The 21,497-nt window shown below is 62.6% G+C and carries 15 protein-coding genes; 12 read left to right on the top strand and 3 right to left on the bottom strand.

What is annotated here, in order from left to right; all coding sequences use genetic code 11:
• Window positions 1-29 precede the first annotated feature (29 nt).
• Window positions 30-2,138 (bottom strand): molybdopterin-dependent oxidoreductase, encoded by a 2,109-nt coding sequence (locus ACLEJU_RS01750; protein WP_435422105.1) that lies wholly within the window; start codon window positions 2,136-2,138, stop codon window positions 30-32.
• Window positions 2,139-2,521: 383 nt separating this feature from the next.
• Here ACLEJU_RS01750 and argF point away from each other — a divergent pair, with 383 nt between their 5' ends.
• On the top strand, window positions 2,522-3,442 hold the full coding sequence (argF, locus tag ACLEJU_RS01745; protein ID WP_435422106.1) for an ornithine carbamoyltransferase: 921 nt from the start codon (window positions 2,522-2,524) through the stop codon (window positions 3,440-3,442).
• Window positions 3,439-4,548 carry an ABC transporter ATP-binding protein gene (locus ACLEJU_RS01740; RefSeq protein ID WP_435422107.1) on the top strand — a complete coding sequence of 370 codons (1,110 nt, stop codon included), beginning with the start codon at window positions 3,439-3,441 and terminating at the stop codon, window positions 4,546-4,548. Before argF ends, ACLEJU_RS01740 begins: the two co-directional genes overlap by 4 nt.
• 37 nt (window positions 4,549-4,585) lie before the next feature.
• On the opposite strand, the gene ybaK is transcribed toward ACLEJU_RS01740, so the two are convergent.
• The gene (gene ybaK / locus ACLEJU_RS01735; RefSeq protein ID WP_435422108.1) at window positions 4,586-5,056 is read right to left on the bottom strand and encodes a Cys-tRNA(Pro) deacylase; all 471 of its coding nucleotides are present in this window, start codon (window positions 5,054-5,056) and stop codon (window positions 4,586-4,588) included.
• Between the two features lie 302 nt (window positions 5,057-5,358).
• Here ybaK and ACLEJU_RS01730 point away from each other — a divergent pair, with 302 nt between their 5' ends.
• The 4 genes from ACLEJU_RS01730 to glpD all read left to right on the top strand — a co-directional run bounded on the left by ACLEJU_RS01730 (window position 5,359) and on the right by glpD (window position 10,457).
• The gene (locus ACLEJU_RS01730) at window positions 5,359-6,210 is read left to right on the top strand and encodes an MIP/aquaporin family protein (RefSeq protein WP_435422109.1); all 852 of its coding nucleotides are present in this window, start codon (window positions 5,359-5,361) and stop codon (window positions 6,208-6,210) included.
• Between the two features lie 41 nt (window positions 6,211-6,251).
• Window positions 6,252-7,751 (top strand): glycerol kinase GlpK, encoded by a 1,500-nt coding sequence (gene glpK / locus ACLEJU_RS01725; RefSeq protein WP_159409114.1) that lies wholly within the window; start codon window positions 6,252-6,254, stop codon window positions 7,749-7,751.
• A gap of 237 nt (window positions 7,752-7,988) precedes the next feature.
• Window positions 7,989-8,744, top strand: a complete 756-nt coding sequence (gene glpR / locus ACLEJU_RS01720; RefSeq protein ID WP_110636225.1) for a DNA-binding transcriptional repressor GlpR — start codon at window positions 7,989-7,991, stop codon at window positions 8,742-8,744.
• A 174-nt stretch (window positions 8,745-8,918) separates the two neighbouring features.
• Window positions 8,919-10,457, top strand: coding sequence for a glycerol-3-phosphate dehydrogenase (gene glpD, locus ACLEJU_RS01715; protein ID WP_435422110.1), 1,539 nt, complete (start codon window positions 8,919-8,921; stop codon window positions 10,455-10,457).
• 1 nt (window position 10,458) lies between these two features.
• Here glpD and ACLEJU_RS01710 read toward each other — a convergent pair whose 3' ends face one another.
• Window positions 10,459-14,625 (bottom strand): NEL-type E3 ubiquitin ligase domain-containing protein, encoded by a 4,167-nt coding sequence (locus ACLEJU_RS01710; protein WP_435422111.1) that lies wholly within the window; start codon window positions 14,623-14,625, stop codon window positions 10,459-10,461.
• A 338-nt stretch (window positions 14,626-14,963) separates the two neighbouring features.
• Between ACLEJU_RS01710 and ACLEJU_RS01705 the strand changes: the two genes are divergently transcribed.
• The 6 genes from ACLEJU_RS01705 to ACLEJU_RS01680 all read left to right on the top strand — a co-directional run bounded on the left by ACLEJU_RS01705 (window position 14,964) and on the right by ACLEJU_RS01680 (window position 21,476).
• Window positions 14,964-15,881, top strand: a complete 918-nt coding sequence (locus tag ACLEJU_RS01705) for a glutamate/aspartate ABC transporter substrate-binding protein (RefSeq protein WP_435422112.1) — start codon at window positions 14,964-14,966, stop codon at window positions 15,879-15,881.
• Window positions 15,882-16,027: 146 nt separating this feature from the next.
• A complete protein-coding gene (locus tag ACLEJU_RS01700; protein WP_085675218.1) occupies window positions 16,028-16,774 on the top strand; it encodes an amino acid ABC transporter permease in 747 nt (248 codons plus the stop codon).
• A complete protein-coding gene (locus tag ACLEJU_RS01695) occupies window positions 16,775-17,446 on the top strand; it encodes an amino acid ABC transporter permease (RefSeq protein WP_103449396.1) in 672 nt (223 codons plus the stop codon).
• On the top strand, window positions 17,443-18,177 hold the full coding sequence (locus tag ACLEJU_RS01690) for an amino acid ABC transporter ATP-binding protein (RefSeq protein WP_060512719.1): 735 nt from the start codon (window positions 17,443-17,445) through the stop codon (window positions 18,175-18,177). Before ACLEJU_RS01695 ends, ACLEJU_RS01690 begins: the two co-directional genes overlap by 4 nt.
• Window positions 18,178-18,246: 69 nt before the next feature.
• Window positions 18,247-20,151: a sensor histidine kinase gene (locus tag ACLEJU_RS01685; protein ID WP_435422113.1), complete on the top strand. Its 1,905-nt coding sequence runs from the start codon at window positions 18,247-18,249 to the stop codon at window positions 20,149-20,151.
• Complete coding sequence (locus tag ACLEJU_RS01680; RefSeq protein ID WP_435422114.1) at window positions 20,148-21,476, top strand: sigma-54-dependent transcriptional regulator; 1,329 nt, start codon at window positions 20,148-20,150, stop codon at window positions 21,474-21,476. The genes ACLEJU_RS01685 and ACLEJU_RS01680 overlap by 4 nt, the downstream gene beginning before the upstream one ends.
• Window positions 21,477-21,497 lie beyond the last annotated feature (21 nt).

Here is a 21,497-nt window from a genome sequence, read left to right as displayed (position 1 = left end):
CCGAGCAGCGTGCTCGGCCTTACCGTTGCTCATGCGGCCTCGACCTGCACAGGCACGCCATTGAGCGCAGCATTACCGGAAATCGCGTCGCGCAGGCGTTCATCGGTAAGGTCGTTGGCACTGACACCCGCCTGCGCCTGCGCAACCTGCAACTGCACACCCTGACGACCATGGCCGAAGCCATGGGGCAGGCTGACCACCCCGGGCATCATGTCTTCACAGGCCTGCACCTCGACCTCCAGCGTGCCGGTACGCGAACGGATACGCACCCGCTGGCCATCCTGCAATTGCCGTTGCTGCAGGTCTTGCGGGTGCATCAGCAGTTGATGGCGCGGCTTGCCTTTGACCAGACGATGAAAGTTATGCATCCATGAATTGTTGCTGCGCACGTGACGGCGACCGATCAACAGCAACTCGCCCGGCGCAGGCGGTGCCTGCAGGGCCAACCGCTGCAGGTCATCCAGCAGCACCTGCGGCGCCGCTTCGACGGTTTTGCTGGCAGTTGCCAGGCGTGACTGCAGGTTGGCGCGCAGCGGCCCCAGGTCGAGCCCGTGGGGATGCTCGTCCAGCGCCGCAAGCGAGAGCTTCCAGACGCTTGCTTCGCCATAGCGCCCCTTACGCAGGGCCAGGTCGATCATCTGCGCTGGCGGCCAGGTCGGTTTCAGTTCCAGTTCGGCACGCTTGGCGAACGCCTGAGCCAGGCCGACGAAGATCTCCCAGTCATGCAAAGCGCCCTCGGGCTTGGCCAGGATAGCGCGATTGAAACGGGTCACATTGCGTACGGCCAACAGGTTGAAGGTGCTGTCGTAATGGTCGTTTTCCAGCGCCGAGGTCGAAGGCAGGATCAGGTCGGCGTGGCGGGTGGTTTCATTGATATAGAGGTCGATGCTGAGCATGAACTCCAGCCCGTCCAGCGCCGCATCCAGCTGCCGGCCATTGGGCGTGGACAGCACCGGATTGCCGGCAACCGTCACCAGCGCCCGCACCTGGCCCTCCCCCGGGGTCAGCATCTCCTCGGCCAGGGCCGCCACCGGCAGTTCGCCAGCGTACTCCGGCAAGCCCGAAACCCGGCTCTGCCAGGCATTGAAATGGCCACCTGACGTGGTCGCCACCAGATCGACCGCAGGCTCGGTACACAGCGCCCCACCCTCTTGATCGAGGTTGCCGGTCACCAGGTTTATCAGTTGCACCAGCCAGTGACACAGCGTGCCGAACGTCTGGGTCGACACCCCCATGCGCCCATAGCAGACTGCCTTGTCTGCAGCAGCGAAGTCCCGCGCCAGTTGGCGTATCTGGGTAGCGGCTATGCCGCAGTGTGCACTCATCGCCTCTGCGCTGAACGGCAAGATCGCTTCGCGCACGTGCTGAAGGCCGCTGACCGGCAAATGCGAACCTCGCGCGAGGTTTTCATCGAACAGGGTGTTGAGCAGGCCACACAGCAACGCTGCATCGCCTCCGGGACGGATGAACAGATGGCGGTCGGCCATGGCGGCGGTTTCACTGCGCCGGGGATCGACCACCACCAGGCGACCACCTCGCCCGCGCAGGGCTTTCAGGCGCTTTTCCACGTCGGGTACGGTCATGATGCTGCCATTGGAGGCCAGCGGATTGCCACCGAGGATCAGCATGAAGTCGGTATGGTCGATATCCGGGATCGGCAACAGCAGGCCGTGGCCGTACATCAAGTGGCTGGTCAGGTGCTGCGGCAGCTGGTCGACCGAGGTGGCGGAGAAGCGGTTTCGGGTCTTGAGCAGGCCAAGGAAGTAATTGCTGTGGGTCATCAGCCCATAATTGTGCACGCTGGGGTTGCCTTGATAGACCGCCACGGCATTGCGCCCGTGGGCCTGCTGAACCGCCCACAGCTTTTCGGCAGCCAAGGCAAACGCCTCGTCCCAGCCGATCGGTTGCCACTCGCACCCTACCCGACGGTGGGGCTGGCGCAGGCGGTCCGGGTCGTTCTGGATGTCTTGCAGGGCCACCGCCTTGGGGCAGATGTGACCCCGACTGAAAGGGTCCTCCGGGTCGCCCTTGATGGAGCTGATCAGCGCTCGCCCGTCGTCTTCGTGGCTGACTTCTATGTTCAGGCCGCAGATCGCTTCGCACAGGTGACAGGCACGGTGATGCAGGGTCTTGGTCATGGCCGCCTCTGCCTTGTTGTCGTAAGGAGTCGTCGAGCCACGACTATGCGCCGCAGCCCTCGCGCCGGCCAGTGCGCTTCGCGGCGTGAATCCCGCGACATCAGGCGCACGATTCGCGACAGCCATTTGCCAAATTGCCAGCAAGCCGTGTACAACCTTCTGTAGCAAATAAAAAACAGCACGGGTGCAAGGGGTACGACACCCTTTGCAACATCTTAAGAACGAGCTGCTGTTTCCCCTCTTGGTTTCAGGCGACATTTAATTATAGTATTGCGCCTTTCCCCATTTCGTCCGCCCCGTGCGGCTTACGCCGCAGGTCACTCCCGTTGTCAAAAAAAACCATACGGTCGACCTGCATACCGTTGCAGATAAGGTAGTCAATCATGAGCGCTAGGCACTTTCTCTCCCTGCTGGATTTCACCACCGACGAATTGCTCGGTGTGATCCGCCGAGGCATCGAGCTGAAGGACCTGCGCAAGCGAGGCGTGCTGTTCGAGCCCCTGAAGAACCGCGTGCTGGGCATGATCTTCGAGAAATCCTCGACCCGTACCCGCGTGTCGTTCGAAGCCGGCATGATCCAGCTCGGTGGCCAGGCGATCTTCCTCTCGCCACGGGACACCCAGCTGGGCCGTGGCGAGCCGATCGGTGACAGCGCCATCGTGCTGTCGAGCATGCTCGACGTGGTGATGATCCGTACCCACGCCCACAGCACCCTGACCGAATTTGCCGCCAAGTCCCGCGTGCCGGTGATCAACGCCCTGTCCGACGAGTCGCACCCGTGCCAGCTGCTGGCCGACATGCAGACCTTCCTCGAGCACCGCGGCTCGATCCAGGGCAAGACCGTGGCCTGGATCGGCGATGGCTTCAACATGTGCAACTCGTATATCGAAGCGGCCAAGCAGTTCGACTTCCAGCTGCGCATCGCCTGCCCGGAAGGCTATGAGCCCGATCCACGCTTCATGGCCCTGGGTGGCGACCACGTGCAGATCGTCCGCGATCCGCAGGAAGCCGTGCGCGGTGCGCACCTGGTAACCACGGATGTCTGGACTTCAATGGGTCAGGAAGAGGAAACTGCACGGCGCCTGGCGCATTTCGCGCCTTACCAGGTCACCCGCGCACTGCTCGACCTGGCGGCACCCGACGCCCTGTTCATGCACTGCCTGCCCGCCCACCGGGGTGAGGAAATCAGCCACGACCTGCTCGACGACCCTCGTTCGGTCGCCTGGGACCAGGCTGAAAACCGCTTGCATGCACAGAAGGCCCTTCTCGAATTCCTTGTCGAACCGGCTTACCACCACGCATGAGTCAACCCTTACTGCTCAACCTGCGCAACCTCGCCTGCGGCTACGGCGAGCAGCGCATCGTCCAGAACCTCAACCTGCACCTGAACGCAGGCGACATCGGTTGCCTGCTGGGCTCGTCGGGTTGTGGCAAGACCACCACCCTGCGCGCCATCGCCGGTTTCGAGCCGGTGCACGAGGGTGAAATCCAGCTGGCCGGCGAAGTCATCTCCCGCGCCGGCTTCACCCTGGCCCCGGAGAAACGCCGCATCGGCATGGTGTTCCAGGACTACGCCCTGTTCCCGCACCTGACCGTGGCGCAGAACATCGCCTTCGGCATCGCCAAGCACCCGAATCAGGCCCAGGTGATCAAAGAGATGCTCGAACTGGTCAAGCTCGGCGGCCTCGGTGGGCGCTACCCGCATGAGCTGTCGGGTGGCCAGCAACAGCGTGTCGCCCTGGCGCGCGCGCTGGCACCTGAGCCACAACTGCTGCTGCTCGACGAGCCGTTCTCCAACCTCGACGTGGAACTGCGCCGACGCCTCAGCCACGAAGTGCGTGACATCCTCAAGAGCCGCGGCACCAGTGCGATCCTGGTGACCCATGACCAGGAAGAGGCGTTTGCCGTCAGCGACCACGTGGGCGTGTTCAAGGAAGGCCGGCTGGAGCAGTGGGATACGCCCTACAACCTGTATCACGAACCGCAGACGACGTTCGTGGCCAGCTTCGTCGGCCAGGGTTACTTCATCCGTGGCCAGATGAGCAGCCATGAAGCGGTCAATACCGAACTGGGAGAGCTGCGTGGCAACCGTGCCTACACCATGGCGCCAGGCAGCTCGGTGGATGTGCTGCTGCGCCCTGATGACATCGTGCCAGCCCCAGGCAGCGCGCTGCAGGCGAACATCGTCGGCAAGAGCTTCCTCGGTGCGTCGACCCTGTACCGTTTGCAGTTGCCCACTGGCAGCCAGCTCGAAGCGATCTTCCCGAGCCATATCGACCACCAGCTGGGTGAGGATGTGGGGATTGCGGTGAAGGCCGATCACCTGGTGCTGTTCCCGGTGCCGGGCAGTGTCGCGACGCAGTCGGCGCGTCAGGAGAACGGGGTTCGCCGCTACAGCTCGGCGACCTGATTCAAGATGTCGGGGCCGCTGTGCGGCCCCTGCAATCTCAGCCTCTACCAATCCCGGCAAATTTGCCCTGGGTATGCTCGGCCAGTACCGCCGCCGCCAACTCGACTTCCAGCCCCCGCCGCCCAGCGCTGACATGGATGGTTGCAAAATTTTGCGCCGAATCATCGATGAAGGTGCGCAGGCGCTTCTTCTGCCCCAAAGGGCTGATCCCGCCCACCAGATAGCCCGTCGCCCGCTGAGCCACAGCCGGGTCGGCCATTTCGCACTTCTTCACGCCAGCCGCATGGGCCAGCGCCTTGAGGTCCAGCGTCCCTACCACCGGCACCACCGCCACCAGCAATTCGCCCTTCTCGCTGCTCGCCAGCAAGGTCTTGAACACCTGCTGCGGTTCGAGCCCTAGCTTTTCCGCCGCCTCCAGCCCATATGACGCCGACTTGGGGTCATGTTCATAACTGTGCACGCGATGTTCGGCGCGGGCTTTTTTCAACAGGTCAAGTGCGGGGGTCATGCAGTGCTCCGGTCTGGGACAGGTCGCGGCTACTTTAGGGCAATTCCTGCGCCCCAGCCAGCCAATGGCTGACGCAGCCCTCTAACACGGGCATCAGCCTTTGAAACAGGCGACCAAAACGTGACTACCCGTTCACTTTCGACCTTTGACATCAGCGTTTCTTGTCTATATTTTTTCGTTTCTGAATAAATGGTGCTCTTTTAAGGTGCGCTTCTTAACACCCGCCTGGGGTCAATGGGGATAGGCACCAGGCTTTGCTGTCGAGCGCTTCGCGCCTCACAACAAAAACAACGAGGTCATACATGACGACTGCTCTTCGCGAACCTACATTGTCCAGCCAATGCCTGGCCGAATTTCTCGGCACCGCCTTGCTGATCTTCTTCGGAACCGGCTGCGTCGCCGCGCTCAAGGTCGCTGGCGCCAGCTTCGGCCTATGGGAAATCAGCGTCATCTGGGGTATCGGCGTAAGCATGGCGATCTACCTCACCGCCGGCATTTCCGGCGCGCACCTGAACCCGGCCGTGAGCATCGCGCTCACCCTGTTCGCCGGCTTCGACAAGCGCAAGCTGCCGTTCTATGCACTCGCCCAGATTTGCGGTGCATTCTGCGGCGCCGCACTCGTTTACACGCTCTACAGCAACCTGTTCTTCGATTTCGAACAGGCCCACGCCATGCTGCGTGGCAGCACCGAAAGCCTGGAACTGGCCTCGGTATTCTCGACGTATCCGCACCCGTCACTGTCCACTGGCCAGGCGTTCCTGGTCGAAGTGGTGATCACCGCGATTCTGATGGCCGTGATCATGGCCTTGGCCGATGACAACAACGGCCTGCCGCGCGGCGCCATGGCCCCGCTGCTGATCGGCCTGCTGATCGCCGTGATTGGCAGTGCCATGGGCCCGCTGACCGGTTTTGCGATGAACCCGGCCCGCGATTTCGGCCCCAAATTGATGACCTTCCTGGCTGGCTGGGGCGAAATCGCCTTCACTGGCGGTCGGGACATTCCGTATTTCCTGGTTCCGGTGTTCGCACCGATCCTCGGCGCTTGCCTGGGGGCTGCGATCTATCGCGGCCTGATCGCCCGCAACCTGCCGACGGCGCAAAGCGCAAGCGCCGAGACAACCGACAATCGCCAGGGCGATACTCAAGCCAACTGATGCTGACGCCCTGAATTCCTCTTTATGCAAGGCCTACGACCATGACAGACACCCAGGATAAGAACTACATCATCGCCCTGGACCAGGGCACCACCAGCTCGCGAGCGATCATCTTCGACCGCGATGCCAATGTGGTTGGTACCTCGCAACGCGAGTTCGCCCAACATTACCCGCAAGCTGGCTGGGTCGAGCACGACCCGATGGAGATCTTTGCCACCCAGAGCGCGACCATGGTCGAGGCCCTGGCCCAGGCCGGCATCAGCCATGCACAGGTTGCCGCGCTGGGCATCACCAACCAGCGTGAAACCACCGTGGTATGGGACAAGGAAACCGGCCGCCCGGTGTACAACGCCATCGTCTGGCAGTGCCGCCGCAGCACCGAGATCTGCGCCCAGCTCAAGCGTGATGGCCATGAAGACTACATCCGCGAAGCCACCGGCCTGGTCACCGACCCGTACTTCTCCGGCACCAAGCTGAAGTGGATCCTCGACAATGTCGAAGGCGCCCGTGAACGCGCCGAGCGCGGCGAGCTGCTGTTCGGCACCATCGATACCTGGCTGATCTGGAAGTTCTCCGGCGGCAAGGTGCATGTCACCGACTACACCAACGCCTCGCGCACGCTGATGTTCAACATCCACAGCCTGCAGTGGGACGACAAGCTGCTGGAAATTCTCGGCATCCCGCGGCAGATGCTGCCCGAAGTGCGCTCGTCGTCGGAAGTGTACGGCCATACCAAGAGCGGCATCGCCATCGCCGGTATCGCCGGCGACCAGCAGTCGGCGCTGTTCGGCCAGATGTGCGTGGAACCGGGCCAGGCCAAGAACACCTACGGTACCGGCTGCTTCCTGCTGATGAACACCGGCGACAAGGCCGTGAAATCCTCCCACGGCCTGCTCACCACCATCGCCTGCGGCCCACGCGGCGAGGTGGCCTATGCCCTGGAAGGCGCGGTTTTCAACGGTGGCTCTACCGTGCAGTGGCTGCGTGACGAACTGAAAATCGTCAACGATGCGCTGGATACGGAGTACTTCGCCAGCAAGGTCAAGGACAGCAACGGTGTGTATCTGGTGCCAGCCTTCACCGGCCTGGGTGCGCCGTACTGGGACCCGTATGCCCGTGGCGCACTGTTCGGCCTGACCCGTGGCGTGAAGGTCGACCACATCATTCGCGCCGCGCTGGAATCGATTGCCTACCAGACCCGCGACGTGCTTGACGCCATGCAGCAGGACTGCGGCGAACGTCTGTCGGAGCTGCGCGTTGACGGCGGTGCAGTGGCCAACAACTTTCTCATGCAGTTCCAGGCCGACATCCTCGGAACCTGTGTGGAGCGCCCGAAAATGCGCGAAACCACCGCCCTCGGCGCCGCCTACCTGGCAGGCCTGGCCTGCGGCTTCTGGAGCGGCCTGGAAGAGCTGCGCGACAAGGCGATCATCGAGCGCGAGTTCAGCCCGCAGCTGGATGAGGCGCAGAAAGAAAAACTGTATGCCGGCTGGAAGAAGGCCGTCGACCGCACCCGTGACTGGGAAGATCACGAGGCGTAACACCACATCAGTGCTGACGCGGCCATTGTAGGAGCGGCCTTGCGTCGCGAAAGGGCTGCAAAGCAGCCCCAGCAATTTATGCGTCTGCGCTGAAACCGTGGGGCCGCGTTGCGGCCCAATCGCGACGCAAGGCCGCTCCTACAATGACCGTGCGCTAATGCGCCATCGTCTACTGGCCGTAGTCCCCGTCCTACGGCATCATTGCAGAATTTGTCCGGCAGCCCCAAAGGACCGCCCATGAATCTGCCCCCACGCCAACAACAAATCCTCGAACTGGTGCGCGACCGCGGTTACGTCAGTATCGAAGAAATGGCGCAGCTGTTCGTCGTCACACCGCAAACCATCCGCCGCGATATCAACCAGCTGGCCGAGCTCAACCTGCTACGCCGCTACCACGGCGGGGCTGCCTATGATTCGAGCATTGAGAACACCGCCTATGCCATGCGCGCCGACCAGATGCGCGACGAAAAGCAGCGCATCGCCGAAGCCGTAGCGCGGCAGATCCCCGACCACGCCTCACTGTTCATCAATATCGGCACCACCACCGAATCGATTGCCCGGGCATTGCTCAACCACAACCACCTTAAGGTCATCACCAACAACCTGCATGTGGCTGCCATTCTGGCTGCCAAGGATGACTTCGAGGTGCTGGTAGCCGGCGGCACGGTACGTCGTGATGGCGGCGTGGTCGGCCAGGCCAGCGTCGACTTCATCAACCAGTTCAAGGTCGATTTCGCCTTGGTGGGCATCAGCGGCATCGATGAAGACGGCAGCCTACTCGATTTCGATTATCAGGAAGTACGGGTTTCCCAGGCGATCATCGCCAATGCCCGCCAGGTGGTGCTTGCCGCCGACTCCAGCAAGTTCGGGCGCAACGCCATGGTGCGCCTCGGCTCGATCAGCTTGGTCGACTGCCTGGTGACCGACCAGGCACCTACCCCTGCACTCACCCAGCTGCTGAACCAGTACAAGATCCGCCTCGAGGTGGTCTGACCCCGCGACGGGCCGTCAACAGGCCCGTCACTTTCGTAAATGTTCGTTTTATTGTCATTTGATCAGTTTTTTCTATAAAGACTGACTGGCGACCGGCTTTCTGTTGCGCTACTATTTTCGGAAACGAACATAAATGTTCATATTCGATATGAACAGCCTCAGGAGGCCTTGCCCGTGTCCCAGCCCGTCTCGTCCCAGCCCCCAGTCGCCGACTGCTACGACCTCGCCGTGATCGGCGGTGGCATCAATGGTGTGGGCATCGCTGCAGACGCCGCCGGGCGTGGCTTAAAGGTATTCCTTTGCGAAAAGGACGACCTGGCACAACACACCTCGTCGGCCAGCAGCAAGCTGATTCATGGCGGCCTGCGTTACCTGGAGCACTACGAATTCCGCCTGGTGCGCGAGGCGCTGGCCGAACGTGAAGTGCTGCTGGCCAAGGCGCCGCACATCGTCAAACCAATGCGCTTCGTGCTGCCGCACCGCCCGCACCTGCGCCCTGCCTGGATGATTCGCGCCGGCCTGTTCCTTTATGACCACCTGGGTAAGCGTAAACGCCTAGGCGCCTCGCGCAGCCTGCGCTTCAGCCAGGGATACCCGCTCAAGCCAGCAATTACCCGCGGCTTCGAATACGCCGACTGCGCCGTCGACGATGCACGTCTGGTGGTGCTCAACGCCATGGCCGCCCGTGAACACGGCGCGCACATTCATACTCACACCCGCTGCCTGCGTGCCGAGCGCGTCGATGGCCTGTGGCAGGTCGAGTTGCAGCACGCCGACGGCACGCTGCAGACGATCCGCGCCCGGGCACTGGTCAACGCTGCCGGCCCATGGGTCGCCAGCTTCATCAAGGATGATCTCAAGCTCGATGCGCCCTACGGCATCCGCCTGATCCAGGGCAGCCACATCATCGTGCCACGCCTGTATGAAGGCGAACACGCCTACATCCTGCAGAACGAAGACCAGCGTATTGTCTTCTGCATTCCGTACCTGGATCGCTTCACCCTTATCGGCACCACCGACCGCGAGTACAGCGGCGATCCGGCCAAGGTAGCAATCACCGGACAGGAAACCGACTACCTGCTGAAGGTGGTCAACGAGCACTTCAATCACCAACTGAGCCACAGCGACATCCTGCACACCTATTCGGGCGTGCGACCGCTGTGCAACGACGAGTCGGACAACCCGTCGGCGGTGACCCGTGACTACACGCTGGCGCTGTCTGCCAGCGAGAACCAGGCGCCGTTGCTGTCGGTGTTCGGCGGCAAGTTGACCACGTACCGCAAGCTGGCAGAGTCGGCGATGGCTGAGCTCAAGCCTTTCTTCACCCAGATGCGCGGCAGTTGGACCGCCACCGCGCCGCTGCCGGGCGGCGAGAACATGACCACCGCCCAGACCCTGAGCGACGCCATCCTGGCCCGCTGCGGATGGTTGCCGGTCGATATTGCCCGGCGCTGGGCCAGCACATACGGCAGCCGCGTCTGGCGGCTGATCGATGGCGTGCATGGCCCTGAGGACCTCGGCCAATCGATCGGCGGTGGTCTGTTCAGCCGTGAAGTGGATTATCTTTGCAACGAGGAGTGGGCGTGCGACGCCGACGATATCTTGTGGCGTCGCACCAAGCTGGGGCTGTTCACCAGCGCGGCCGAACAGCAGGCGCTGAAGGAATACATGCAACAGCGCGAGCAGGATCTGGCCCGCATCCAGGCGGCCTGAGTCAGACTGGCATCAGGCGCTCCTGCGAGCCATACCGCGATTGTGCCCAGGCTTCGGTAGTCAGGTTTCGCATCAACACCGCTTCCTCGGCGGCGTGCTGGGCCATCAGTGCCCTTGCACGCTCGTCGTAGTCGGCCTCCTGCCCTGCCCTGGCTTGTTGTTCCAGGGCTTCCAGGCGCTCATGGTAGCCAGCGCCCATCGTCTCGAAACGCTCGGCGTAGGTTTCCCGCAGATAACGCTGCCAGTACGGCCGTTCGACCAGCGCGTCCAGCATGGCGACGGGGGTGCTACCGCGCAGCACAGCCAGTTCTGCACGGCTGAGATCGGCCATGGATACTTGGGCGAAAGACGCGAAATGCATCGGGTCCGGCACCACCGGCAAGTCGAGTGCCCCTGCCAATCGCGACCGGTAGTACAGCCGTACTTCGATCTCGTCGACCCTGCGCCGACCTTCGTCGCGCATGCGCCGCACGTGCTCGTTGGCGACATCGTCCAGCAGGTCGAGGCGGTGCAGCTGCCGCCCGAGCCGCAGCAGACGGGTTTCCCGCAACGCCACAGGCCCGCCTTCGATGCCCTCGTGGGCGAGGATGCCCACTTCCATCTGGTTGAGCATCAGCAGCAAACGATCCTCGCAGCTGCGCGGCCCATCGGCCTCGCGGAACAGCTGTTCACGCAGGCTCTCGTTGTGCTCGCACGCTTGCAGGATGCGCCAGACACGCTGGCGAAAATATGACGGGTGAGTCGCGAAGTCCTCGGTATCGACAAAATCGGCAAGAAACCTGAACAGCCCACTTGAGCCAGGTTCCCCGACAAGGTGCTGCCAAGTGGCTTCGCGTTGCTCTTGTAAAAGCGCGTTGCTGGTATCCACCCAGGCATCGCGCACGCCATCGTCCAGCCCCCTGTGAACATGGGTCGCGCTGCCCCTTGCACCTGCGGGCGACACACTGCGCGCCTCATCCACGAACTCGGCGCTGGCCTCGCTCAAGGGGTTGTGGTGCAGGCTCATGCGCTGCAGGCGCAGGCGCAACCCGCGCATTTCCCGGCGCAGCTCGCTTATCCGGTTGTCACGCAGGTCGATGTGGGCCCGCAACGCGACATTCTGATGGATCGGAGCGATGTCCACCTGCCCCGTAGAGCGCAAACGGATGTCGCGCACATGCGGCAGGACGGACAGGTCGGGCATGCCATTGAGCGGGTTGTAGCTCAGTATCAGGGTATCGAGACTCGTCAACCGAGCGAGTCGGCTGCTGCCCGCAGCATCCAGCTCGATCAGGTTGTTGCCCAGATTGACCCGTCGCAGTTGGGTCAGCCCCTCGATGCCTTGCGGGACCGAGGCCAGACGATTGCCGCTCAGGTCCAGGTCGACCACGTTCGGGAACAAGCCGAGAAACGAAGCGTCAAGGCTGTTCAACCGCATGTTGCGCAACGCCAAACGGCGCACATGTGCATAGTCGAGCCCGGCGGGCATGTTTGGCAACTGCGCTACATGCTCACCGTCGATGGTCAGCTCGTACTCGTCGTTGCCATCCACCAACTTGCGCCGCCAGCTGCGCCGCAGGGTATTGGCGACGCGACGGCGGCGAATGGCATCGATCGGTGATTGCGAGCTGTTCTGCCATTGGCTCAGGGCCTCACGCAGCTCTGCCAATTGACGTTGCAACATCAGGTAATGATTCCACAGGTTGTCGCCACGCTGACGCACAGCGTCAAGATAGGCGTCGAGCTGCAGCTCGCTGAGCGTCGGAAAAATCTGATGGATACCTTGCCTGATCGCCTGTCGACTGCTTTCCCCGCCACCGCTAAGGGGGTATCCCAAGCGGCCGTCGGCAAATCGCCTGGGTGGCCTGATACTGGTGCCGGTGGAAGGCAGACCGATGAACCCGGCAGCTTGTTCGCGGTTTTCGGCAGCGCCCTTGAGCAAGGCCGTGCGCAGCTGCTTGAACGACAAGTTCGCCCCACCCAGCTTGCGTTTCTGTTCGCCATCCAGACACTGCAAAACCACTTGGAGCAGCGACTGGCCGACACCAGCAGGCTCTCCTGCCTGCGCTTGCGCCAAGGTATAGCCGTGCTCGTGCTGGATGATGACCTGCAGCTGGCTACCCGCTTCCCCCTGGCTCGAATACAGCAAGCGCCCTTCACGCTGACCCGCACGCAACTCGATACGCGACGAGGCAGGCCAAGGTGCCTTGTGCTCTATCAGTTTGAATATCAGTTGCTCACTGTCTGCATTTGCCAAGCCCTGGAAGCGGATGCCCAGGCATGCCCGGTCGATCCGGCTGTCACGCACCAACCAGCGGGCGCGCTCGGCCATCGCCAAAGGCACGCGACCCTGGCTGCGCAGCATGTCCAGCTGGGCCGAGCTGCTGTTGTCGATGATTTCCTGAGCGCAACGCGGCGACAGGCCCGGGAACGCCTCGACCAACTTCGTCTGGTCTGCGCTGGCGCCCTGACGCGACGCTTGCAACGCTTCTTCGAAGGCCGATCCACGCAATGTTGGTGAAGCTTCGTGAAGTACCATGCGCTCACGAAGGTCGACCAACCGCGCAGGCGCTTGCACGCGCTCCAGATGAAGCTGGCGTATGTGTTCGGCCTCGTAGCCCGTCACGTCCAGCAGGTTCTGCGCGTCACTAGACGATATGCCGGATAGATGATCGCCCTCCAATCCTTCCAGCAATACCAGGACGTTGGCCTCGCTGGGCGGGTAACAAGCATTCCTGACCAGCCTCAAGTTGCCATTGGTCATGACCTTCGGCGCCAGAGCGTCGACGAAAGGAACGCGCCTCAGCGTATGCAGTACCCCCGCCGTTGCACCCGCGACAAGCAAACCCTGGGCGACCGTGAACAGGTGATCCAGCGCCCCTTGGCGATCGCCCAGCTGCCAGTCCTGGTAACCCTCGTACAGCTCATCCAACAACTGCGCCGCACTGACCACCAGCATCAGCTCACCCAGTCCAGGTACCACCAGGGCAGCCAAACCCAGCACATCCAGCCCTGTCGCGAACATCGCCTGCAACCGCTTGTGCCGACTCAGCCGGTCTTCGACATCGGTCGGCACGGCTACGAAGGCAGCATCGCTGAACAGCTTGGCGACCAGCAGGGTTCGCGTATGCGCGAAGACATTGCCGGCTACAGGCAGATTACGCCCGTCCAGCTCCATCCCCTCGTCGCGCTTCGATGCATCGAGCAAGCGGGCGAGCGAGTTGCCGAAATGCGTTTTGTCCTGCGCCTTGACAAAACCGCTCAAGAAAGCTCGAAAGCGTACCTGTTTCAAGCGACGTGCCAGGTCGTTGTAAAGAGCGTCCCAGCTATCGTAAAAGTGCAGACACTGCTGCGGATCTCCAGGTAACCACAGGATGATTTCATCCACTCTTTCAGCATTCACCGGCCGCCATTCCAGCGTGACCACGCCATTGATGCAGATACCCAACAGGTAGAGTTGGCGGGGCGTCAGGGTTCCTCGTGCTGATCCAGCTAGCGGGCGCTCTTCGACCAGCGTCAGGAGCCGCTGCAGATCCAAAGCGTCCAGTTTGCCCTTGAGCCTGCCTTCGTAAAGATCGGCCCGCAGACGCGTGCGCAAGCCCTCCTCGAACAGCTTGGCAATGGCTGCGCGAGCGTGCTGCTCTGGCTGACCACGGCCCGATCTGGGCTGCAATACGCTTTTCAGAAGCGCTTGATATTGACCTCCAACGTCCAGTGTGCGGCAAAGCCTTACAAATTGTTCGAAGGTCATCGCCAGCCGCTGCCCCGCCTGATCGACCAGGTGCGCAGTGCGAAACAGCGAGGCCTGGGCTTCGTCCAGTTCGAAATTATGCAACGCGGCCGCCAACAGCGTCTGCCTGCTGCTGTAGGTAACGGTGGGCGTGTAGAATTTCTCTGCCGCGGAAGGGAGGCGGATCTTGTCACTGATGATCACTTGCGCGCGGCGAGGATCGATCCCAGTGAGCCCCGCTGCGGTCAACGCCTGCTGCAACAGTGGTGCGGCGAACATTTCGATGTCGGGTATGCGGCCCAGCAAGTAACGCAAGCTCTCGGCAGCCTGCTGCTGCGCGCGCAAGGCTTGATGGTAGGCCGCAAGCGGGCTCGCTTCGGCTGAGGTCAGCCAGTGCGGTAGCTGCCGGGCAATCAGATGATCTACTGAGCTCGACGGGATGATATCGGCGGATGCCATGGGGATGTGCTCCAGATCTGAAAGACGCCAGCACACCACACCGGGCGGCGGGATCTGCGGTACATATCGCCATGAGGCGCAGCCATCAACCCCACTCATTCGGATAAGCGAACAGATACATTGGATTCATTCGGAAACCCGACCAGATAAATTTGAACAGCAATGGTCAGAAAAGATTAATCCCCAGCATTTTCGCGGCGTTATGATCGAGAGCAGAGCTTGGCACGACTCATGCTCTACACTTGGTAGCCGAATGCACTCGCTTCTAGCTGTATTCGTTGAACGAAAGAGTCCGCCAACGGCTCCATAAAAAAAACAAACACGTCGAGGAAAATTTGATGCGTATCGTTCGTCATCTGTTGGGCGCAACCATCGCCGCCGCGATCATCGCTTCGCCAGCCATGGCCGAAGAACTGACCGGTACCCTGAAGAAGATCAAGGATTCGGGCACCATCACCCTGGGCCACCGCGACTCTTCCATTCCGTTTTCCTACCTGGCTGGCGGTCAAACGCCCGTGGGCTACTCCCACGACATCCAGTTGGCTGTGGTCGATGCCCTGAAGAAGCAACTGGGTACCGACATCAAGGTCAAATACAACCTCGTGACTTCCCAGACCCGCATCCCGCTGGTGCAGAACGGCACCGTCGACCTTGAGTGCGGCTCCACCACCAACAACGTCGAGCGCCAGCAGCAAGTCGGCTTCTCGGTAGGTATCTTCGAAGTCGGTACCCGCCTGCTGACCAAGGTCAAGGACGGTCAGCCTTCCTACAAGGACTTCCCGGACCTGGCCGGCAAGAACGTGGTGACCACCGCCGGCACCACCTCCGAGCGCATCCTCAAGGCGATGAACGCCGACAAGCAGATGAAGATGAACGTGATTTCCGCCAAGGACCACGGTGAAGCCTTCAACATGCTCGAAAGCGGCCGTGCCGTGGCCTTCATGATGGACGACGCCCTGCTCGCCGGCGAAATGGCCAAGGCGCGCAAGCCGTCGGACTGGGTCATCACCGGTACTCCACAGTCGTACGAAATCTACGGCTGCATGGTGCGCAAGGATGACCCGGCCTTCAAGAAAGCGGTCGATGACGCCATCGTTGCCTACTTCAAGTCGGGCGAAGTCAACAAGAGCTACGACAAGTGGTTCACCCAGCCCATCCCGCCAAAGGGCCTCAACCTGAACTTCCAGATGAGCGACGAGCTGAAGAAACTGATCGCCGAGCCGACCGACAAGGCCGCGGACGAGAAGAAGTCCTGATCCTCAGCCAATAGTGGCCTGGTGCGCATCCGCACACGATTGAACCCACAGGCCACGCTTTAGTGTCTACCCTTTCATCCGAGGGCGTTCATCGCCCTCGGATGCTCGAAGGTGCCCGTGAAACAACCGTCTGAGGGGAAATCCCGATGAATTACAACTGGGACTGGGGCGTGTTCTTCAAGTCCACCGGCGTGGGCAGCGAGACCTATCTTGACTGGTACATTACCGGTCTGGGCTGGACCATCGCCATCGCCATCACCGCCTGGATCATCGCATTGCTGCTGGGGTCAGTCCTCGGCGTCATGCGCACCGTGCCGAACCGTCTGGTATCGGGCATCGCCACCGCCTACGTGGAGCTGTTCCGCAACGTGCCGCTGCTGGTGCAGCTGTTCATCTGGTACTTCCTGGTGCCGGACCTGCTGCCCGAAGGCCTGCAGGAATGGTTCAAGCAAGACCTCAACCCGACCACTTCAGCGCTGATCAGCGTGGTCATCTGCCTGGGCCTGTTCACCGCTGCCCGCGTCTGCGAACAGGTGCGCACCGGCATCCAGGCGCTGCCTCGTGGCCAGGAAGCCGCTGCCCGCGCCATGGGCTTCAGCCTGCCGCAGATCTACAACAACGTGCTGCTGCCGCAGGCCTACCGGATCATCATTCCACCGCTTACCTCGGAATTCCTGAACGTGTTCAAGAACTCCTCGGTGGCCTCGCTGATCGGCCTGATGGAACTGCTGGCGCAGACCAAGCAGACCGCCGAATTCTCGGCCAACCTGTTCGAGGCCTTCACCCTGGCCACGCTGATCTACTTCACCCTGAACATGGGCCTGATGCTGCTGATGCGCATGGTCGAGAAGAAAGTTGCCGTGCCTGGCCTGATCTCCGTGGGGGGCAAGTAAATGGACATGGATTTCAGCGAAATCATCCCCGCCCTGCCGGCCCTTTGGGACGGCATGGTCATGACCCTGCAGCTGATGGTCATGGGCGTGGTCGGCGGCATCGTGCTGGGCACCATCCTGGCGCTGATGCGCCTGTCGTCGAGCAAGCTGCTGTCGCGCGTGGCCGGTGCCTATGTCAACTACTTCCGCTCGATCCCGCTGCTGCTGGTAATCACCTGGTTCTACCTGGCGGTGCCTTTCGTGCTGCGCTGGATCACCGGCGAGGACACCCCGGTGGGCGCCTTCACCTCGTGCGTGGTGGCGTTCATGATGTTCGAGGCCGCGTACTTCTGCGAAATCGTCCGCGCCGGCGTGCAGTCGATCTCCAAGGGCCAGATGGGCGCTGCCCAGGCCCTGGGCATGACCTACGGCCAGACCATGCGCCTGATCATCCTGCCCCAGGCCTTCCGCAAGATGACCCCGCTGCTGCTGCAGCAGAGCATCATCCTGTTCCAGGACACCTCGCTGGTGTACACCGTGGGCCTGGTGGACTTCCTCAACTCGGCACGTTCCAACGGCGACATCATCGGGCGCTCCCATGAGTTCCTTATCTTCGCCGGGGTCGTGTACTTCGTCATCAGCTTCTCCGCTTCGTGGCTGGTCAAGCGCCTGCAAAAAAGGATCACCGTATGATTTCCATCAAGAACGTCAACAAGTGGTACGGCGACTTCCAGGTGCTGACCGACTGCACCACCGAAGTGAAGAAGGGTGAAGTGGTGGTGGTCTGCGGCCCGTCCGGCTCGGGCAAGTCCACACTGATCAAGTGCGTCAACGCGCTGGAGCCGTTCCAGAAAGGCGACATCGTGGTCGATGGCACCTCGATTGCCGACCCCAAGACCAACCTGCCCAAGCTGCGTTCGCGGGTGGGCATGGTGTTCCAGCACTTCGAGCTGTTCCCGCACCTGTCGATCACCGAGAACCTGACCATCGCCCAGCGCAAGGTGCTCGGCCGCAGTGAAGCGGAAGCGACCAAGAAAGGCCTGGCCCTGCTCGACCGCGTCGGCCTCAGTGCCCATGCCAAGAAGCACCCCGGCCAGCTTTCAGGCGGCCAGCAGCAGCGCGTGGCCATTGCCCGCGCGCTGTCGATGGACCCGATCGTCATGCTGTTCGACGAACCGACCTCGGCGCTGGACCCGGAGATGGTCAACGAAGTACTGGACGTGATGGTCGAACTGGCCCACGAAGGCATGACCATGATGTGCGTGACCCACGAAATGGGCTTCGCCCGCAAAGTGGCCAACCGCGTGATCTTCATGGACAAGGGCAACATCATCGAAGACTGCCAGAAGGAAGCCTTCTTCGGTGACCCGAGCGCCCGCCACGAACGCACCCAGCACTTCCTCAGCAAGATCCTGCAACACTGATTCGGCAACAACGGCACCGCTGCCCGGGTTCGCCCGGCAGCGGATGCTGGCCGTGACAAGGCCACTGTGATGAAATGCGACCCTTCGCTTCTTCTCCCTGCCAAGCCCGCCGTGAAATCCCGCCTGATTCGCCAATTGCTGCTGCCGCCGCTGATCATCCTGCTGATGGTCGGGCTGGGCATGGCCGGTTTCCTGATCAGCGAGAGCAACGGCATCCGCACCTTGAGCGAAAGCGGTGAGCGCGCGCTGGAGCTGCATGCGCGCACGGTCGAGAGCGAAATCAGCAAGTACACCTACCTGCCGAGCCTGCTGGAGCTGGAGGACAGCGTCTCGCAGCTGCTCACCGACCCGGATGGCGCCAACCGGCAGGCCGTCAACGAATACCTCGAAGGCCTGAACCGCCGCAGCCGCAGCCGGGCCATCTTTGTCCTCGACACCAACGGCCGGGTACAGGCCAGCAGCAACTGGCGCGATGCCGATTCGTTCCTGGGTGAAGACCTGTCGTTCCGGGCCTATTTTCAGAGCGCCGTGCGCGGCGAACCGGGCCGTTTCTACGGGATCGGCAGCACCACGGGCGAGGCTGGCTACTACCTCGCCCACGGCTTGGAGGAACACGGCAAGATCATCGGCGTGGCAGTGATCAAGGTGCGCCTGGATACCCTCGAAGAGCGCTGGCAACGCGCCCGCCTGGAAGCCTTCGTCAGCGACGAGAACGGCATCATCATTCTCTCCAGCGACCCGGCCCGCCGCCTGAAATCGGTACGCCCGCTGACCCCGCAGATCAAGGAGCGGCTGGCGCGCAGCCTGCAGTATTACTGGTGGCCGCTGAACGAGCTGCAACCGCTGGCCCGCGAAACCCTGGCCGATGGCGTGGAAAAACTGACCTTCCCGGCCAACGCCGAAACCGCCCAGGGCAAGCCCCACGAAGTGAGCTACCTGGCGCAGACCCGGCGCCTGGCCGACACGCCTTGGCACTTCACCTTGCTCACCCCGCTGCAGGACCTGCGCCGCGAATCCATGGTGCAGGGCATCCTGGTCGGCGTGGCCTTCGCCCTGCTGACCATCCTCGCCATCGCCTGGAACGAGCGGCGCAAGGTTATCGCCACGCGCCTGGCTGCTCGTGAGGCCCTGGAAGAAGCCAACAGTCAGCTGGAGCGGCGCATCGCCGACCGCACTGCCGACCTGCGCGCCAGCAACGAGCGGCTCAAGGGCCAGATCCGTGAACGTCGGCATGCCGAACAGACCCTGCGCCACGCCCAGGACGAACTGGTCCAGGCCGGCAAGCTGGCTGCGATCGGGCAGATGTCCACCAGCATCGCCCACGAGCTCAACCAGCCGCTGGCGGCGCTGCGGACCCTGTCCGGCAACACCGTGCGCTTCCTCGAGCGTGGGGCACTGGAAACCGCCAGCACCAACCTGCGCACCATGAACGACCTGATCGACCGCATGGGCCGCATCACGGCCAGCCTGCGCTCGTTCGCCCGGCGTGGCGACGACAGCGGCCAGGCGTCGCTGGCCAAGGCTGTGGACGCCTCCTTGCAGGTGCTGAGCAACCGCATCACAGGCTGCCACCTGCAGCTGCACAGCCAGTTCGACGACCAGCAGCTGGCCATCGACCAGACCCGCCTGGAGCAGATCCTGGTCAACCTGATCGGTAACGCCCTGGACGCCATGGCCACCCAGCCACTGCCCGAGCTCTGGCTCGAAGGCGAGCTGCAAGGCGACAAGTACCGCCTGCGGGTGCGCGACAACGGCCACGGTATCGATGCCGAAACCCGCAAGCACCTGTTCGAACCCTTCTTCACCACCAAACCGGGCGAACATGGCCTGGGCCTGGGGCTGACCCTGTCGGCGAGCCTTGCCGCCGCCGCCAAGGGCAGCCTGAACGTCGAGCACCCCGCCACCGGCGGCACCGCCTTCGTCCTCGCCCTGCCCCTGGTCACGCCCCCCAGCGAATCGGCAGAGCAACCATGAACCAAGCGCCACTTACCGTCCTGATCGTCGAAGACGACCCGCATGTGCTGCTCGGCTGCCAGCAGGCGCTGGCCCTGGAAGACATCGCCTGCGAGGGCGTCGGCAGTGCCGAACAGGCCCTGGAGCGCATCGGCGACGACTTTGCCGGCATCGTCGTCAGCGATATCCGCCTGCCCGGCATCGATGGCCTGGAACTGCTCAATCGCCTCAAGGCCCGCGACCGCAGCCTGCCAGTGGTGCTGATTACCGGCCACGGCGACATCGACATGGCCGTCGGCGCCATGCGCAATGGTGCCTACGATTTCATGGAGAAACCGTTCTCGCCCGAACGCCTGGTCGACGTGGTGCGCCGCGCGCTGGAGCAGCGCGGGTTGTCACGCGAGGTGGTGGCCCTGCGCCGGCAGTTGGCCGAACAGAGCAGCCTGGAGGGGCGCATCATCGGTCGCTCGCCGGCCATGGAGCATCTGCGCGAGCTGATCGCCAACGTCGCCGATACTTCGGCCAACGTGCTGATCGAAGGTGAAACCGGCACCGGCAAGGAGCTGGTCGCCCGTTGCCTGCACGATTTCAGCCGGCGCCAGGGCCAGCCGTTCGTGGCGCTGAACTGTGGTGGCCTGCCGGAAAACCTGTTCGAGAGCGAGATCTTCGGCCACGAAGCCAACGCCTTCACCGGTGCCGGCAAGCGCCGCATCGGCAAGATCGAGCACGCCAACGGCGGCACGCTGTTCCTCGACGAGGTCGAGAGTATGCCGATCAACCTGCAGATCAAGCTATTGCGCGTGCTGCAGGAGCGCACCCTGGAGCGCCTGGGTTCAAACCAGAGCATTGCCGTGGATTGTCGGGTGATCGCCGCCACCAAATCCGACCTCGACGCGCTGGGCCAGACCGGGCAGTTCCGCAGCGACCTGTATTACCGCTTGAACGTGGTGACCCTTGAGCTGCCACCGCTGCGTGAGCGCCGCGAAGATATCCTGCAACTGTTCGAACACTTCCTGCAGCAATCGGCGCTGCGCTTCGACCGCGAGGCGCCGTCACTGGACAGCCAGACCCTGTCACGGCTGATGGCCCATGACTGGCCGGGCAACGTGCGCGAGTTGCGCAACGTGGCCGAGCGTTATGCCCTCGGGTTGCCGGCGTTCAAGAAGGGCCCGAGCGGTGGCGCCAGCCAAGGGCTGGGGTTTGCCGAGGCGGTGGAGGCCTTTGAGCGCAACTTGCTCAGCGATGCCTTGCAACGCACCGGCGGCAACCTCAGCCAGGCCAGCCAGGAGCTGGGCATGGCCAAGACCACCCTGTTCGACAAGGTCAAGAAGTACGGGCTCGGCTGAAAAAGCGTTTACGGCCATTGA

It is taken from the genome of Pseudomonas sp. SMN11 (assembly GCF_052041945.1).
Taxonomy (GTDB): Bacteria; Pseudomonadota; Gammaproteobacteria; order Pseudomonadales; family Pseudomonadaceae; genus Aquipseudomonas.
Note: the sequence above shows the minus strand (reverse complement) of the source record. Positions and strands in the feature narration are given on the sequence as shown.